The sequence below is a fragment of the Streptococcus sp. Marseille-Q7087 genome (genome assembly GCF_965111935.1).
Map to the genome: position 1 here is coordinate 154789 of NZ_CBCOPJ010000001.1, position 14432 is coordinate 169220.

Below are 14432 nucleotides of genomic sequence, written 5' to 3' on the forward strand. Positions count from 1 at the left end.
TTGTAATCAATGAATTTTGGGTAAAGGTCAGTATAGTAGTGAAGTTTCTATTTGAATGAAGGAAGTAAAAAGTCTGTAGAGGAAATGAAAACATGTCAGATGTTTTCATCTTTTTTCTTGACTTTTAACTGGGATGTGATATACTTAACTGGTAAAGAAATGAAGCAAAAAACTTGTATTTTAAAGTAATTCTGTTCTGAGAAAGGAGCAAATCATGAGACAATTGGCGAAGGATATTGATCAATTTTTAAATGAGATTATCCTAAAAGCTGAAAACCAGCATGAAATTTTGATTGGTCATTGCACGAGTGATGTGGCTTTGACAAATACCCAGGAGCATATCCTGATGCTATTATCAGAAGAATCATTAACCAATTCTGAGTTAGCTCGACGTCTCAATGTCAGTCAAGCTGCTGTCACTAAGGCTATCAAATCCTTGATTAAAGAGGGTATGCTTGAAACCTCTAAGGATCCCAAGGATGCTCGAGTGATTTTTTATCAATTGACAGATTTGGCTCGACCTATCGCAGAAGAACACCATCACCATCATGAACATACCCTCTCGATCTATGAGCAGGTTGCTACTCAATTTACACCAAACGAGCAACAAATTATCCAGCGGTTTTTAACTGCTTTAGTAGGAGAAATCAAGTAATGAGATACATCACGGTAGAGGATTTGTCCTTCTATTATGACAAGGAGCCTGTGCTTGAACACATCAATTATAGTGTTGATAGTGGGGAGTTTGTCACTCTAACTGGAGAGAACGGAGCAGCCAAGACAACGCTAATCAAGGCTAGTCTTGGAATTCTTCAACCACGAATTGGGAAAGTAACCATCTCAAAGACAAATATTCATGGGAAAAAGTTAAGAATCGCCTATCTTCCTCAGCAGATCGCCAGTTTTAATGCAGGTTTTCCTAGTACTGTTTATGAGTTTGTCAAATCAGGTCGCTACCCAAGAAAGGGCTGGTTCCGTCGTCTGAATGCCCACGATGAAGAACATATCAAGGCTAGTTTAAACTCTGTCGGCATGTGGGAACATCGGGATAAACGGATTGGTTCTCTCTCTGGTGGGCAAAAGCAAAGAGCGGTTATTGCACGTATGTTTGCTTCAGATCCAGATATCTTTATCTTGGATGAGCCGACAACAGGGATGGATGCAGGTACCAAGAATGAATTTTATGAGCTCATGCATCATAGTGCCCACCATCATGGTAAGGCTGTTTTGATGATTACTCACGATCCTGAAGAAGTCAAGGATTACGCAGATCGCAATATCCACCTTGTTCGTGACCAAGATTCGCCATGGCGTTGCTTCAATGTCCATGAAAGTGACCAGGAGGTGGAGCATGCTTAATCTATTGTCTTATGATTTTATGCAGCGAGCCTTTTTGGCAGTTATTGCCATGAGTCTCTTTTCACCAGTTCTGGGGACATTCCTTATCTTGCGTCGTCAAAGTCTCATGAGTGATACTCTGAGTCACGTCTCGCTTTCAGGGGTTGCCTTTGGCTTGGTTTTAGGAATTTCTCCGACCATTTCAACCATTGCTATTGTCTTGATTGCGGCGGTCTTTCTTGAGTATCTCCGCACGATTTACAAGAGCTTTATGGAGATTGGAACTGCTATCCTCATGTCGACGGGTCTTGCAGTTTCACTCATTGTTATGAGTAAGGGTAAGAGCTCTAGCTCGATGAGTTTGGATCAATATCTGTTTGGTTCTATTGTGACCATCAGTCAAGAACAGGTAATTGGACTCTTTGTCATTGCAGCGGTTGTACTAATCCTGACCTTCCTCTTTTTAAGACCCATGTATATCCTGACCTTTGACGAGGACACAGCTTTTGTAGATGGTTTACCTGTACGTACCATGTCTATCCTCTTTAACATGGTAACGGGTGTGGCCATTGCACTCATGATTCCAGCTGCAGGAGCACTCTTGGTATCGACCATCATGGTCCTACCAGCTAGTATCGCGTTGCGCTTAGGGAAAAACTTTAGTTCGGTGATGATTCTTGCCAGTGTTATTGGATTTCTAGGTATGGTGGCGGGACTTTATATATCCTATTATGCAGAGACACCACCGAGTGCAAGTATTACCATTATCTTTGTAGTTGTCTTTTTGTTAGTCAGCTTACTCAAACGTTTTATCAAATAGGAGAAGAAAATGAAAAAACTAGGCCTACTTTTGGCAAGTTTTGTGACAGTGTTCTTAGTCGCTTGTTCCAATCAAAAACAAGCAGACGGGAAATTAAATATCGTCACAACTTTTTACCCTGTATACGAATTTACCAAGCAAGTAGCAGGAGATACAGCCAATGTCGAACTCTTAATCGGAGCTGGGACAGAACCACATGATTATGAACCATCGCCTAAGGCAGTCGCTAAAATTCAAGACGCCGATGCCTTTGTTTATGAGAATGAGAACATGGAAACATGGGTTCCAAAACTTTTAGATTCACTAGATGAGAAAAAAGTAAAAACAATCAAGGCTACTGGAGATATGTTGCTTCTTCCAGGAAGTGAAGAAGAGGAAGACCATGTTCATGGCGAAGAAGGTCATCATCACGAGTATGATCCTCATGTATGGTTGTCTCCTGCGCGTGCAATCAAACTTGTAGAACATATCCGTGATAGTCTTTCAGCTGACTATCCAGATAAGAAGGGGACTTTTGAGCAAAATGCAGCAGCCTATATCGAAAAACTACAAGCCTTGGATAAGGCTTATGCTGAAGGACTTTCTAATGCTAAGCAAAAGAGTTTTGTGACTCAACACGCTGCCTTTCGTTACCTAGCCTTAGATTACGGACTCAATCAAGTCTCTATCTCAGGTCTTTCACCAGATGCGGAGCCTTCAGCAAGCCGTTTGGCAGAATTGACCGAGTACATCAAGAAAAACAAAATCTCTTATATCTACTTTGAAGAAAATGCTTCTCAAGCCCTAGCCAATACCCTCTCAAAAGAAACAGGAGTGAAGTTAGATGTTCTGAATCCTCTTGAAAGCTTGACCGAAGAGGACATGAAGGCTGGAGAAAACTATATCTCTGTCATGGAGAAAAACCTCAAGTCTCTCAAGCAGACAACTGATCAGGCAGGAGCAGAGATTGAACCAGAAAAGGCAGAGGAAACTAAAACCGTTCAAAATGGCTACTTTGAGGATGCAGATGTTAAGGATCGTACTTTGAGTGATTATGCTGGCAACTGGCAGTCAGTCTATCCTTTCCTTGAAAATGGGACTCTTGACCAAGTATTTGACTACAAGGCTAAATTGACTGGTAAGATGACCAAGGATGAGTATAAGGCCTACTATCAAAAGGGTTACCAAACAGACGTGACCAAGATTAACATCACGGATAACACTATGGAATTCATCCAAGGTGGCCAAAGTAAGAAATATACTTACAAGTATGTCGGCAAGAAAATCTTGACTTATAAGAAAGGGAATCGTGGAGTACGCTTCCTCTTTGAAGCGACTGATGCAGACGCCGGACAATTCAAGTATGTTCAATTCAGCGACCACAATATTGCTCCAGTCAAGGCAGAGCATTTCCATATCTTCTTTGGAGGCACTAGCCAAGAAGCCCTCTTTGAAGAGATGGACAACTGGCCAACTTACTATCCAGATGGCTTATCAGGTCAAGAGATTGCCCAAGAAATGTTGGCTCATTAAATCCAAACAATCCTTCCTACATGGGGAGGATTTTTCTTGTTTTATCAGCGTTGAGCTTTTGGATTGACATTAGCTGAGAGGGGAGTATAACAGATGTAACAATAAAAGTTACAACAAAGGAGCTTTTCTATGGTTTACGAATATAATAGTCGCATTCATTTGGCTGAAGTAGCTTTAAATGTCAAGGACTTAGAAAGTCAGACAGCATTTTATCATCAATTGCTAGGTTTGGAAATAGTACATCAATCGGAAGAGGAGGTTCTCTTAGGTGCGGGAGAAAAACCGCTTGTGAAGTTTATCCAAACAGAAAATACAGGCAATCCTAAGCAGAGTTATGGTCTTTATCATATGGCCCTTCTTTTGCCGAATCGTGAAGATTTGGCCAACGTTTTTAAACACTTGTTAGACTTAAAGGTTCCCTTGATTGGTGGAGCTGATCATGGCTATAGTGAGGCTATCTATCTTGAAGATTTGGAGGGCAATGGCATAGAACTCTATAGAGACAAGCCAGTAGCAGAGTGGGACATTCGTGAGGATGGTCGAATTATTGGTGTGACAGAAGAACTTTCTGCCCAAGATATCTACGAACTAGGAAAAGAAATAGAGTCTTTTGCAATCGCAAGTGGGACTCGTATGGGCCATGTTCATCTATCTGTTAAAAATAGCCGAGAAGCATCTGTCTTCTACCAAGAGTCTCTTGGTCTTGAGGATAAATTCACGATTCCACACGCAAGTTGGATTGCATCGGGAGATTACCATCATCATCTAGCAGTTAATGAATGGGGAGGTAAAAACTTAGCTTTACGTGAAAATGGGATGGCAGGTCTAGCCTACTATGTGGTTGAAGTTGAGAACAAAGAGGAATTATTAAAAGTATTTGCTCAATCTCAAACTGGCAAGCCTAATGTTCAATGGGTTTCCTCTTCAGAATTCTCTATTACAGATAAAGATGGGATTGTTACTTATGTGAGAATGGGGGCTAGAAGGCTTTGACTACTAAAAAAGTGATACTTTTGACAAAGCCCTTTATTAGAGATATAATGTAGAAAAATCGTTAAGGATAAAGAGATGACAAAATCAAAGTACATTACACGCCTCAAACGCTCAGAAGGTCAATTGCGGGGTATCCAAAAGATGATGGAGGAAGAGCGTGATTGTGTCGATATCATTACTCAGTTAACGGCAGTTCGATCCAGTGTTGATCGTATTATTGAACTGATGATAACAGAGAATTTAACAGCTTGCATTAACGACCCTCTAGAGGATCCTCGAGCACAGAAGGAACGATTGGAAAAGGCAATTAAATACTTGATTAAACGCAAGTAATATAAATAGCGTTTCTCATAAATAGTGAACAAATTATTAAAAGAGCAGTTGGTCTTATTGAAAGTAGACCAATTGCTCTTTTTGAATTTTATTTACTCGACATCACCAGGCCAGTGGTTCATGCCGCCTTCTACATTGGTGACAGCCAGACCTTGGGTTCTGAGAAATTGACAGGCAGTCGCGGAACGCCCACCACCTTGGCAGATGATATAGTATTCTTGATCAGATTTGAGTTCTTTGTAGCCTTGCTCCAAAGTGCTTAAAGGAATATTGGTTGCACCCGGTGCATGTCCTGCTTGGTATTCATGAACTTCGCGTACATCTATTAGGTTAAGTTCTTCGTTTTGATATTTCTTAAAAAAGTCAGTCATGCTGATATTAGTTTTCATATTCGACTCCTTCTGGGTTAGCTATTTTGTATAGGGAATAAGCACCGTCAAGGTTATGAACGGTAAATCCTTCTTGTTTGAGGATGCGCTCTGCGATATAACTGCGAAGACCGCTGTGACAGCTGACAATGTAAGCTTGGTTTTATTTAGTTCGTCCAAGCGATTTCTTAGTTCATTCAATGGAATGTGGATGGTATTGACCTTGATTTTACCACTTTGGAACTCGTTGCTTGTTCGTACATCTAAGAACTTTTTGCCCTTAGCCAGTTCATCTTCTAGTTGGTACCACTGGATATTGTCACTGAGACCTTCGATGAGGTTCATAGCGGCGTAACCCAGCATATTGACCGGATCCTTGGCAGAGCCAAATGGCGGTGCATAGGAAAACTCTAACTCTGGCAAATCAAAGACAGTGAGATTTGCTTTAATAGCAGTTGCTAGGATATCGATTCGCTTGTCAACACCTTTCTTCCCAACTCCTTGGGCACCGTATATTTTTCCACTGGTTGGGTCGAAGAGGAGTTTCAAGGTAATATCAGTAGCTCCTGGATAATAACCAGCATGATCTTTCCCGCTGACATGAAGTGCTTTATATGGGATTTGGCTGGCACGAAGAGTACGCTCGCTGAGACCTGTCGAAGCAGCGGATATACCAAAGGCACGAACGATAGCAGTACCGATACTACCCTTATTTTTGCGCTCCATTCCCGCAATCACATCTGCCACCTGACGTCCTTGACGGTTAGCAGGAGAAGCTAGAGAGATGATAGTATCTTCCATGAGGCGTCTGAGACGAGTCGCCACTGACATACCACCTGCAACTCATCCAACAATGATAATCTTCATTGAGTTTCTTCCTTTTAGTTCTATATGGTTTCGCCTGTCCAAGCGATCATACCGCCTCGGACGTTGATAACATCATAGCCTTTTTTCTTGAGCTTTTTAGCAGCCATCTTACTTCGGATACCAGAATGACAGATGACATAGAGAGTTTCTTTTGTCGCAGGTGTGTAAGATCCGATTTCGGTTAGAGGAATATTCTTTGCATTTTTGATATGACCTTTACGGAATTCCGTAGGCGTCCGAACGTCCAATAGCTGAATCGGTTCCTTGAGTTTAGCTTCTAATTCGCTGGTAGAAATACTATCAATTTTTGTAAATAAGTAAAACATAGGCACCTCCAAATATACCCGTATAGGGTATATTAAACCACTAAGAAGTGCTTTTGTCAAGCAAGTTGAATTGATCAGCATTCTTTCTTATTTAGAAAAATTTTTGTGCTTTTCCAGTATGTTAGATGATACCCTACAAACAAGGGAGAATCGTTTTTTCAGTTGGTTGGCAGGATATATCATACAAGTGATTCTAATTATTCAAGAACGAACCTCTGAAAACAATCTTTTCAGAAACAACTTACAACTATACCAAAGCAAGAAAAAACCGTCAAAGGACTTGAAAAATTAGAGAAAATCGGGTATAATGTGAGTAATCATTTGTCGTAGGTTTTGTCTGAAATATTGTCCAGACAAGGCTCACAGCAGTTAAATCTCCTGAAAAAAGTCGGATTTAACTGCTCTTTTTGTGCTTTTTTTTCGGGTTTTTTTGCATCTGTAACAGAGATTTAAAGATTCTGAAAATTACCCAAAGAGGATAAGTTGATAGGGGTTTTAGAACCATCTAACGATAATTATTAGCTTAGGCGACTAAGCTTGGAACTTTATTTACAAAGGAGAATCATCTTGGCAGGACATGACGTTCAATACGGGAAACATCGTACCCGTCGTAGTTTTTCAAGAATTAAAGAAGTTCTTGACTTACCAAATTTGATTGAAATTCAAACTGATTCATTCAAAGATTTCCTAGACCATGGTCTGAAGGAAGTGTTTGAAGATGTATTGCCAATTTCAAACTTTACTGACACTATGGAGTTAGAGTTTGTTGGCTACGAAATCAAAGAACCAAAATACACGCTTGAAGAAGCTCGCATCCATGATGCAAGTTATTCAGCACCAATCTTTGTAACTTTCCGCTTGATCAACAAAGAAACTGGCGAAATCAAAACTCAAGAAGTCTTCTTTGGTGATTTCCCAATCATGACTGAGATGGGTACTTTCATCATCAACGGTGGTGAACGTATTATCGTATCACAGTTGGTGCGTTCTCCAGGTGTTTACTTTAATGACAAGGTAGACAAAAACGGTAAAGTGGGCTACGGTTCAACTGTTATCCCTAACCGTGGGGCTTGGTTGGAACTTGAAAGTGACTCAAAAGACATCGCCTACACTCGTATCGACCGTACTCGTAAAATTCCATTTACGACCTTGGTTCGCGCGCTTGGTTTCTCAGGTGATGATGAGATCTTTGATATCTTTGGTGACAGCGAATTGGTTCGCAACACTGTTGAAAAAGATATCCATAAAAACCCAATGGACTCTCGTACAGACGAAGCTTTGAAAGAGATTTATGAGCGTCTTCGTCCAGGTGAACCAAAAACTGCTGAGAGTTCACGTACCTTGCTTGTAGCTCGTTTCTTCGATCCACGTCGTTATGACTTGGCAGCTGTTGGGCGCTACAAGATCAACAAGAAACTCAATATCAAGAACCGTTTGTTGAACCAAACAATTGCTGAACCATTGGTGGACCCTGAAACTGGTGAAATCTTGGTTGAAAAAGGTACTGTAATGACTCGCGATGTCATCGAAAGTATCGAAAGTCACTTGGATGGTGATTTGAACAAGATTGTCTACACTCCAAATGACTCAGCGGTATTGACAGAACCAGTCGTACTCCAAAAATTCAAGGTTGTAGCACCAACTGATCCAGATCGTGTTGTAACAATCATCGGTAATGCAAACCCAGATGATAAAGTTCGCACAATCACTCCAGCAGATATACTTGCTGAAATGAGTTACTTCCTCAACTTGGCTGAAGGTATCGGTCGTGTCGATGATATTGACCATCTCGGGAATCGTCGTATCCGTGCCGTTGGTGAATTGCTTGCCAACCAAGTGCGTCTTGGACTTTCACGGATGGAACGTAATGTTCGTGAACGTATGTCTGTTCAAGATAACGAAGTATTAACACCTCAACAAATCATTAACATCCGTCCAGTAACTGCGGCAATCAAAGAATTCTTTGGTTCATCTCAATTGTCACAGTTCATGGACCAACACAACCCACTTTCTGAGTTGTCACACAAACGTCGTTTGTCTGCCTTAGGACCTGGTGGTTTGACACGTGACCGCGCTGGATATGAAGTGCGTGACGTGCACTACACTCACTATGGTCGTATGTGTCCAATCGAAACACCTGAAGGACCAAACATCGGTTTGATCAACAACTTGTCTTCATACGGACACCTCAACAAGTATGGTTTCATTCAAACACCATATCGTAAAGTTGACCGTGCGACTGGTAAAGTTACCAACGAAATCGTTTGGTTGACTGCCGATGAAGAAGATGAGTACACAGTTGCTCAGGCTAACTCTAAATTGAATGCTGATGGCACTTTTGCAGAAAAAGTTGTCATGGGACGTCACCAAGGGGTTAACCAAGAATATCCAGCATCAAGTGTCGATTACATGGACGTTTCTCCTAAACAGGTAGTTGCCGTTGCGACAGCATGTATTCCATTCTTGGAAAACGATGACTCCAACCGTGCCCTCATGGGTGCCAACATGCAACGTCAGGCTGTGCCATTGATTGACCCTAAAGCACCATTTGTTGGTACTGGTATGGAATATCAAGCAGCTCACGACTCTGGAGCGGCTGTTATCGCTCAATACGATGGTAAAGTTACCTATGCAGATGCGGATAAGGTAGAGGTTCGTCGTGAAGATGGTTCTCTTGATGTTTACCATATCCAAAAATTCCGTCGTTCAAACTCAGGTACTGCTTACAACCAACGTACCCTTGTAAAAGTTGGCGATGTCGTTGAAAAAGGTGACTTTATCGCTGATGGACCTTCTATGGAAAAAGGTGAAATGGCGCTTGGACAAAACCCAATCGTTGCCTACATGACATGGGAAGGTTACAACTTCGAGGATGCCGTTATCATGAGCGAACGCTTGGTCAAAGATGATGTCTATACATCTGTCCACCTCGAAGAATACGAATCAGAAACACGTGATACAAAGCTTGGGCCTGAAGAAATCACTCGTGAAATTCCAAACGTTGGTGAAGATGCCCTTAAGGACCTTGACGAAATGGGTATTATCCGTATCGGTGCTGAGGTTAAAGAAGGGGATATCCTTGTAGGTAAGGTAACACCTAAGGGTGAAAAAGATCTTTCTGCTGAAGAACGCCTCTTGCACGCTATCTTCGGAGACAAATCTCGTGAAGTTCGTGACACTTCTCTTCGTGTGCCACACGGTGCCGACGGTGTCGTTCGTGATGTTAAAATCTTTACACGTGCAAATGGTGATGAATTACAATCTGGCGTTAACATGCTAGTTCGCGTCTACATCGCTCAAAAACGTAAGATCAAGGTCGGAGATAAGATGGCCGGACGTCACGGGAACAAAGGGGTTGTTTCTCGTATCGTTCCTGTAGAAGATATGCCTTATCTTCCAGATGGAACTCCAGTCGATATCATGTTGAACCCTCTTGGGGTACCATCACGTATGAATATCGGTCAGGTTATGGAACTTCACCTTGGTATGGCAGCTCGTACACTTGGTATTCACATCGCAACACCAGTCTTTGACGGAGCAAGTTCAGAAGACCTCTGGGACACTGTTAAAGAAGCAGGTATGGATAGTGATGCCAAGACAATCCTTTACGATGGACGTACTGGAGAACCATTTGATAACCGTGTGTCAGTTGGTGTCATGTATATGATCAAACTTCACCACATGGTTGATGATAAATTGCACGCTCGTTCAGTCGGACCATACTCAACCGTTACACAACAACCACTCGGAGGTAAAGCTCAGTTTGGTGGACAACGTTTCGGTGAGATGGAGGTCTGGGCGCTTGAAGCCTATGGTGCATCAAATGTTCTTCAAGAAATCTTGACTTACAAGTCTGACGATATCAACGGACGTTTGAAAGCTTATGAATCTATTACTAAAGGAAAACCAATTCCAAAACCAGGTGTTCCAGAATCATTCCGAGTTCTTGTAAAAGAATTGCAATCTCTTGGTCTTGACATGCGTGTCCTTGACGAAGATGATCAAGAAGTGGAACTTCGTGACCTTGATGAAGGAATGGACGAAGATGTCATCCACGTAGATGACCTTGAAAAAGCCCGCGAAAGAGCAGCTCAAGAGGCAAAAGCAGCCTTTGAAGCTGAAGAAAATGCAAAAGCGGAAGCAACAGAAGAAGCTGCTGAACAAGAATAAGCAGTTCACTTAAAATAGAAAGGGAAGAAATAGTGGTTGATGTAAATCGTTTTAAAAGTATGCAAATCACACTAGCTTCTCCAAGCAAAGTCCGTTCATGGTCTTATGGAGAAGTCAAAAAACCTGAAACAATCAATTACCGTACGTTGAAACCAGAACGTGAAGGACTCTTTGACGAAGTGATCTTTGGTCCTACAAAAGACTGGGAATGTGCTTGTGGTAAATACAAACGCATTCGCTACAGAGGGATTGTTTGTGACCGTTGTGGTGTTGAAGTAACGCGTACAAAAGTTCGTCGTGAACGTATGGGACACATCGAGTTGAAAGCTCCTGTATCTCATATCTGGTATTTCAAGGGGATTCCAAGCCGTATGGGCTTGACCCTTGATATGAGCCCTCGTGCCCTCGAGGAAGTTATCTACTTTGCTGCTTACGTGGTGATCGATCCGAAAGATACACCACTTGAGCACAAATCTATCATGACAGAGCGTGAATACCGTGAACGCTTGCGTGAATATGGTCAAGGATCATTCGTTGCCAAAATGGGTGCAGAAGCGATCCAAGACCTTTTGAAACAAGTTGATCTTGAAAAAGAAATTGCTGAACTCAAAGAAGAGTTGAAAACAGCTACTGGACAAAAACGTGTCAAAGCAATCCGCCGTTTGGATGTTTTAGATGCTTTTTACAAGTCTGGAAATAAACCTGAATGGATGGTTCTTAATATCCTTCCAGTTATTCCACCAGATCTTCGTCCAATGTTGCAGTTGGATGGTGGCCGTTTTGCCTCATCTGACTTGAATGACCTTTACCGCCGTGTTATCAACCGTAACAACCGTTTGGCTCGTTTGCTTGAGTTGAATGCACCAGGTATTATCGTTCAAAACGAAAAACGTATGTTGCAAGAAGCAGTTGATGCTTTGATTGACAATGGTCGTCGTGGTCGTCCAATCACAGGACCAGGTAGTCGTCCGCTTAAGTCATTGAGCCACATGCTCAAAGGTAAACAAGGACGTTTCCGTCAAAACTTGCTCGGTAAACGTGTTGACTTCTCAGGACGTTCCGTTATCGCCGTTGGTCCAACTCTTAAGATGTACCAATGTGGTGTGCCACGTGAAATGGCCATAGAGCTCTTTAAACCGTTTGTTATGCGTGAAATCGTAGCTCGTGATATCGTTCAAAACGTTAAAGCAGCTAAACGCTTGGTAGAACGTGGGGATGAACGTATCTGGGATATCCTCGAAGAAGTCATCAAAGAACACCCAGTTCTTTTGAACCGCGCACCTACCCTTCACCGTTTGGGTATCCAAGCCTTTGAGCCTGTCTTGATTGACGGTAAAGCCCTTCGCTTACACCCACTTGTCTGTGAAGCCTACAATGCCGACTTTGACGGTGACCAAATGGCCATCCACGTACCGCTTTCAGAAGAAGCCCAAGCAGAAGCGCGTATCCTCATGCTTGCTGCTGAGCACATCTTGAACCCTAAAGATGGTAAACCAGTTGTTACACCATCTCAGGACATGGTTTTGGGGAACTACTACTTGACCATGGAAGAAGCTGGTCGTGAAGGTGAAGGAATGGTCTTCAAAGACCGTGACGAAGCTGTCATGGCTTACCGCAATGGTTATGTTCACCTTCACTCACGTGTAGGTATCGCAACTGATAGCTTGAACAAACCATGGACAGAAGAGCAAAAACACAAAATCTTGCTTACAACTGTCGGTAAAATTCTCTTCAACGATATCATGCCAGAAGGTCTACCTTACTTGCAAGAGCCAACAAATGCGAACTTGACAGAAGGTGTTCCTGCTAAGTACTTCTTGCCATTAGGTGGGAATATCAAGGAAGCTATTAGCCAACTTGAAATTAACCCACCATTCAAGAAGAAAAACCTTGGAAATATCATCGCTGAAATCTTCAAACGTTTCCGTACGACTGAGACTTCTGCCCTACTTGACCGTATGAAGAACCTCGGTTACCACCACTCAACTCTTGCTGGTTTGACAGTGGGTATTGCCGATATTCCAGTCGTTGAAGACAAGGCTGAAATCATCGAAGAATCACATAAACGTGTAGAACAAATCACCAAACAATTCCGTCGTGGTATGATCACAGATGACGAGCGCTATAACGCTGTTACAGCTGAATGGCGTGCTGCCCGTGAAAAATTGGAGAAACGTTTGGTTGCTAACCAAGATCCTAAGAACCCAATCGTTATGATGATGGACTCTGGAGCCCGTGGTAACATCTCAAACTTCTCACAGCTTGCCGGTATGCGTGGTCTGATGGCTGCTCCGAACGGACGTATCATGGAATTGCCAATCCTTTCAAACTTCCGCGAAGGTTTGTCAGTACTTGAAATGTTCTTCTCAACTCACGGTGCTCGTAAAGGTATGACCGATACGGCCCTTAAGACAGCCGACTCAGGTTACTTGACTCGTCGTTTGGTTGACGTTGCCCAAGACGTGATTATTCGTGAGGACGACTGTGGAACTGACCGTGGTCTCTTGATCCGTTCTATCACTGAAGGTAAAGAGATGATTGAGTCTCTTGAAGAACGTCTCAATGGTCGTTACACTAAGAAAACTGTTAAGCATCCAGAAACTGGTGCAGTTATCATCGGTCCAAATGAATTGATTACAGAAGACAAAGCACGTGAAATTGTCAATGCTGGTGTCGAAGAAGTAACTATCCGTTCAGTATTTACATGTAACACTCGTCATGGTGTCTGCCGTCACTGTTACGGTATCAACTTGGCGACTGGTGATGCGGTTGAAGTTGGTGAAGCAGTTGGTACAATCGCTGCCCAATCTATCGGGGAACCTGGTACACAGCTTACAATGCGTACCTTCCACACGGGTGGAGTTGCCTCAAATACCGATATCACTCAGGGTCTTCCTCGTGTCCAAGAAATCTTTGAAGCCCGCAATCCGAAAGGGGAAGCGGTCATCACAGAAGTCAAGGGTGAGGTTACAGCCATCGAAGAAGACGCTTCAACTCGTACTAAGAAAGTCTTTGTTAAGGGTGAAACTGGCGAAGGCGAATACGTGGTACCATTTACAGCTCGTATGCGTGTTGAAGTTGGAGACCAAGTGGCGCGTGGTGCTGCTCTGACAGAAGGTTCTATCCAACCAAAACGCCTCCTTGCAGTTCGCGATGTCTTGTCAGTTGAAACTTACCTTCTCGGTGAAGTACAAAAAGTTTACCGTAGTCAAGGGGTAGAAATCGGTGACAAACACATCGAGGTTATGGTTCGTCAAATGATCCGTAAAGTTCGTGTTATGGATCCAGGGGATACAGACCTTCTCATGGGTACTCTCATGGATATCAACGACTTTGCAGATGCTAACAAAGATGTTCTTATCGCAGGTGGTGTTCCAGCAACTGGTCGCCCAGTTCTTATGGGAATTACCAAAGCCTCACTTGAAACAAATAGTTTCTTGTCAGCTGCTTCCTTCCAGGAAACAACTCGTGTCCTTACAGACGCGGCTATCCGTGGTAAGAAAGACCATCTCCTTGGACTCAAGGAAAATGTTATCATCGGTAAAATCATCCCAGCAGGTACTGGTATGGCTCGCTACCGTAACCTTGAACCACAAGCAGTCAATGAAGAAGTTTACCTTGATCCGTCTCAAGAAGATGAAAAAACAAATCTTGTTGTAGAGGCACAAGTTGAAGTAAACGAATAGAATATTTTACTTGAAATGA

The 14432-nt window shown here is 42.6% G+C and carries 10 protein-coding genes and 1 pseudogene; 8 read left to right on the forward strand and 3 right to left on the reverse strand.

What is annotated here, in order from left to right; translation table 11 throughout:
• The first annotated feature begins 214 nt into the window (after positions 1 to 214).
• The 6 genes from adcR to ACWPVF_RS00890 all read left to right on the forward strand — a co-directional run bounded on the left by adcR (position 215) and on the right by ACWPVF_RS00890 (position 4996).
• Complete coding sequence (adcR, locus tag ACWPVF_RS00865) at positions 215 to 655, forward strand: zinc-dependent transcriptional regulator AdcR (protein ID WP_454384137.1); 441 nt, start codon at positions 215 to 217, stop codon at positions 653 to 655.
• Positions 655 to 1359: a metal ABC transporter ATP-binding protein gene (locus tag ACWPVF_RS00870; protein ID WP_045613679.1), complete on the forward strand. Its 705-nt coding sequence runs from the start codon at positions 655 to 657 to the stop codon at positions 1357 to 1359. Before adcR ends, ACWPVF_RS00870 begins: the two co-directional genes overlap by 1 nt.
• The gene (locus tag ACWPVF_RS00875) at positions 1352 to 2158 is read left to right on the forward strand and encodes a metal ABC transporter permease (protein WP_414308212.1); all 807 of its coding nucleotides are present in this window, start codon (positions 1352 to 1354) and stop codon (positions 2156 to 2158) included. The genes ACWPVF_RS00870 and ACWPVF_RS00875 overlap by 8 nt, the downstream gene beginning before the upstream one ends.
• A 9-nt stretch (positions 2159 to 2167) precedes the next feature.
• Complete coding sequence (locus ACWPVF_RS00880; protein ID WP_454384140.1) at positions 2168 to 3670, forward strand: zinc ABC transporter substrate-binding protein AdcA; 1503 nt, start codon at positions 2168 to 2170, stop codon at positions 3668 to 3670.
• Positions 3671 to 3799: 129 nt separating this feature from the next.
• Entirely contained in the window at positions 3800 to 4663 is an 864-nt protein-coding gene (locus tag ACWPVF_RS00885; RefSeq protein WP_454384142.1) for a VOC family protein, read from the forward strand.
• Between the two features lie 75 nt (positions 4664 to 4738).
• Entirely contained in the window at positions 4739 to 4996 is a 258-nt protein-coding gene (locus ACWPVF_RS00890) for a metal-sensitive transcriptional regulator (protein ID WP_454384144.1), read from the forward strand.
• A 92-nt stretch (positions 4997 to 5088) separates the two neighbouring features.
• Here the strand turns inward: ACWPVF_RS00890 and ACWPVF_RS00895 are convergent, their stop codons facing one another.
• The 3 genes and pseudogenes from ACWPVF_RS00895 to ACWPVF_RS00905 all read right to left on the reverse strand — a co-directional run bounded on the left by ACWPVF_RS00895 (position 5089) and on the right by ACWPVF_RS00905 (position 6557).
• Entirely contained in the window at positions 5089 to 5385 is a 297-nt protein-coding gene (locus ACWPVF_RS00895; RefSeq protein WP_454384146.1) for a rhodanese-like domain-containing protein, read from the reverse strand.
• Positions 5375 to 6159: pseudogene (locus tag ACWPVF_RS00900) on the reverse strand (rhodanese-like domain-containing protein); the annotation flags it as partial. The gene ACWPVF_RS00895 and the pseudogene ACWPVF_RS00900, both read right to left, overlap by 11 nt.
• 92 nt (positions 6160 to 6251) lie before the next feature.
• A complete protein-coding gene (locus tag ACWPVF_RS00905; protein ID WP_061863960.1) occupies positions 6252 to 6557 on the reverse strand; it encodes a rhodanese-like domain-containing protein in 306 nt (101 codons plus the stop codon).
• A gap of 567 nt (positions 6558 to 7124) precedes the next feature.
• Between ACWPVF_RS00905 and rpoB the strand changes: the two genes are divergently transcribed.
• Together rpoB and rpoC are read left to right on the forward strand one after the other, a co-directional pair.
• Positions 7125 to 10727 (forward strand): DNA-directed RNA polymerase subunit beta, encoded by a 3603-nt coding sequence (gene rpoB / locus ACWPVF_RS00910; RefSeq protein ID WP_454384148.1) that lies wholly within the window; start codon positions 7125 to 7127, stop codon positions 10725 to 10727.
• 32 nt (positions 10728 to 10759) lie between these two features.
• Positions 10760 to 14413, forward strand: a complete 3654-nt coding sequence (gene rpoC, locus ACWPVF_RS00915; RefSeq protein WP_454384150.1) for a DNA-directed RNA polymerase subunit beta' — start codon at positions 10760 to 10762, stop codon at positions 14411 to 14413.
• Positions 14414 to 14432 lie beyond the last annotated feature (19 nt).

What these genes read in the sequence shown, in the direction of transcription:
- adcR (WP_454384137.1), top strand. Translation starts at nt 215, where the DNA reads ATGAGACAATTGGCGAAGGATATTGATCAATTTTTAAATGAGATTATC.
- ACWPVF_RS00870 (WP_045613679.1), top strand. Translation starts at nt 655, where the DNA reads ATGAGATACATCACGGTAGAGGATTTGTCCTTCTATTATGACAAGGAG.
- ACWPVF_RS00875 (WP_414308212.1), top strand. Translation starts at nt 1,352, where the DNA reads ATGCTTAATCTATTGTCTTATGATTTTATGCAGCGAGCCTTTTTGGCA.
- ACWPVF_RS00880 (WP_454384140.1), top strand. Translation starts at nt 2,168, where the DNA reads ATGAAAAAACTAGGCCTACTTTTGGCAAGTTTTGTGACAGTGTTCTTA.
- ACWPVF_RS00885 (WP_454384142.1), top strand. Translation starts at nt 3,800, where the DNA reads ATGGTTTACGAATATAATAGTCGCATTCATTTGGCTGAAGTAGCTTTA.
- ACWPVF_RS00890 (WP_454384144.1), top strand. Translation starts at nt 4,739, where the DNA reads ATGACAAAATCAAAGTACATTACACGCCTCAAACGCTCAGAAGGTCAA.
- ACWPVF_RS00895 (WP_454384146.1), bottom strand. Translation starts at nt 5,385, where the DNA reads ATGAAAACTAATATCAGCATGACTGACTTTTTTAAGAAATATCAAAAC.
- ACWPVF_RS00905 (WP_061863960.1), bottom strand. Translation starts at nt 6,557, where the DNA reads ATGTTTTACTTATTTACAAAAATTGATAGTATTTCTACCAGCGAATTA.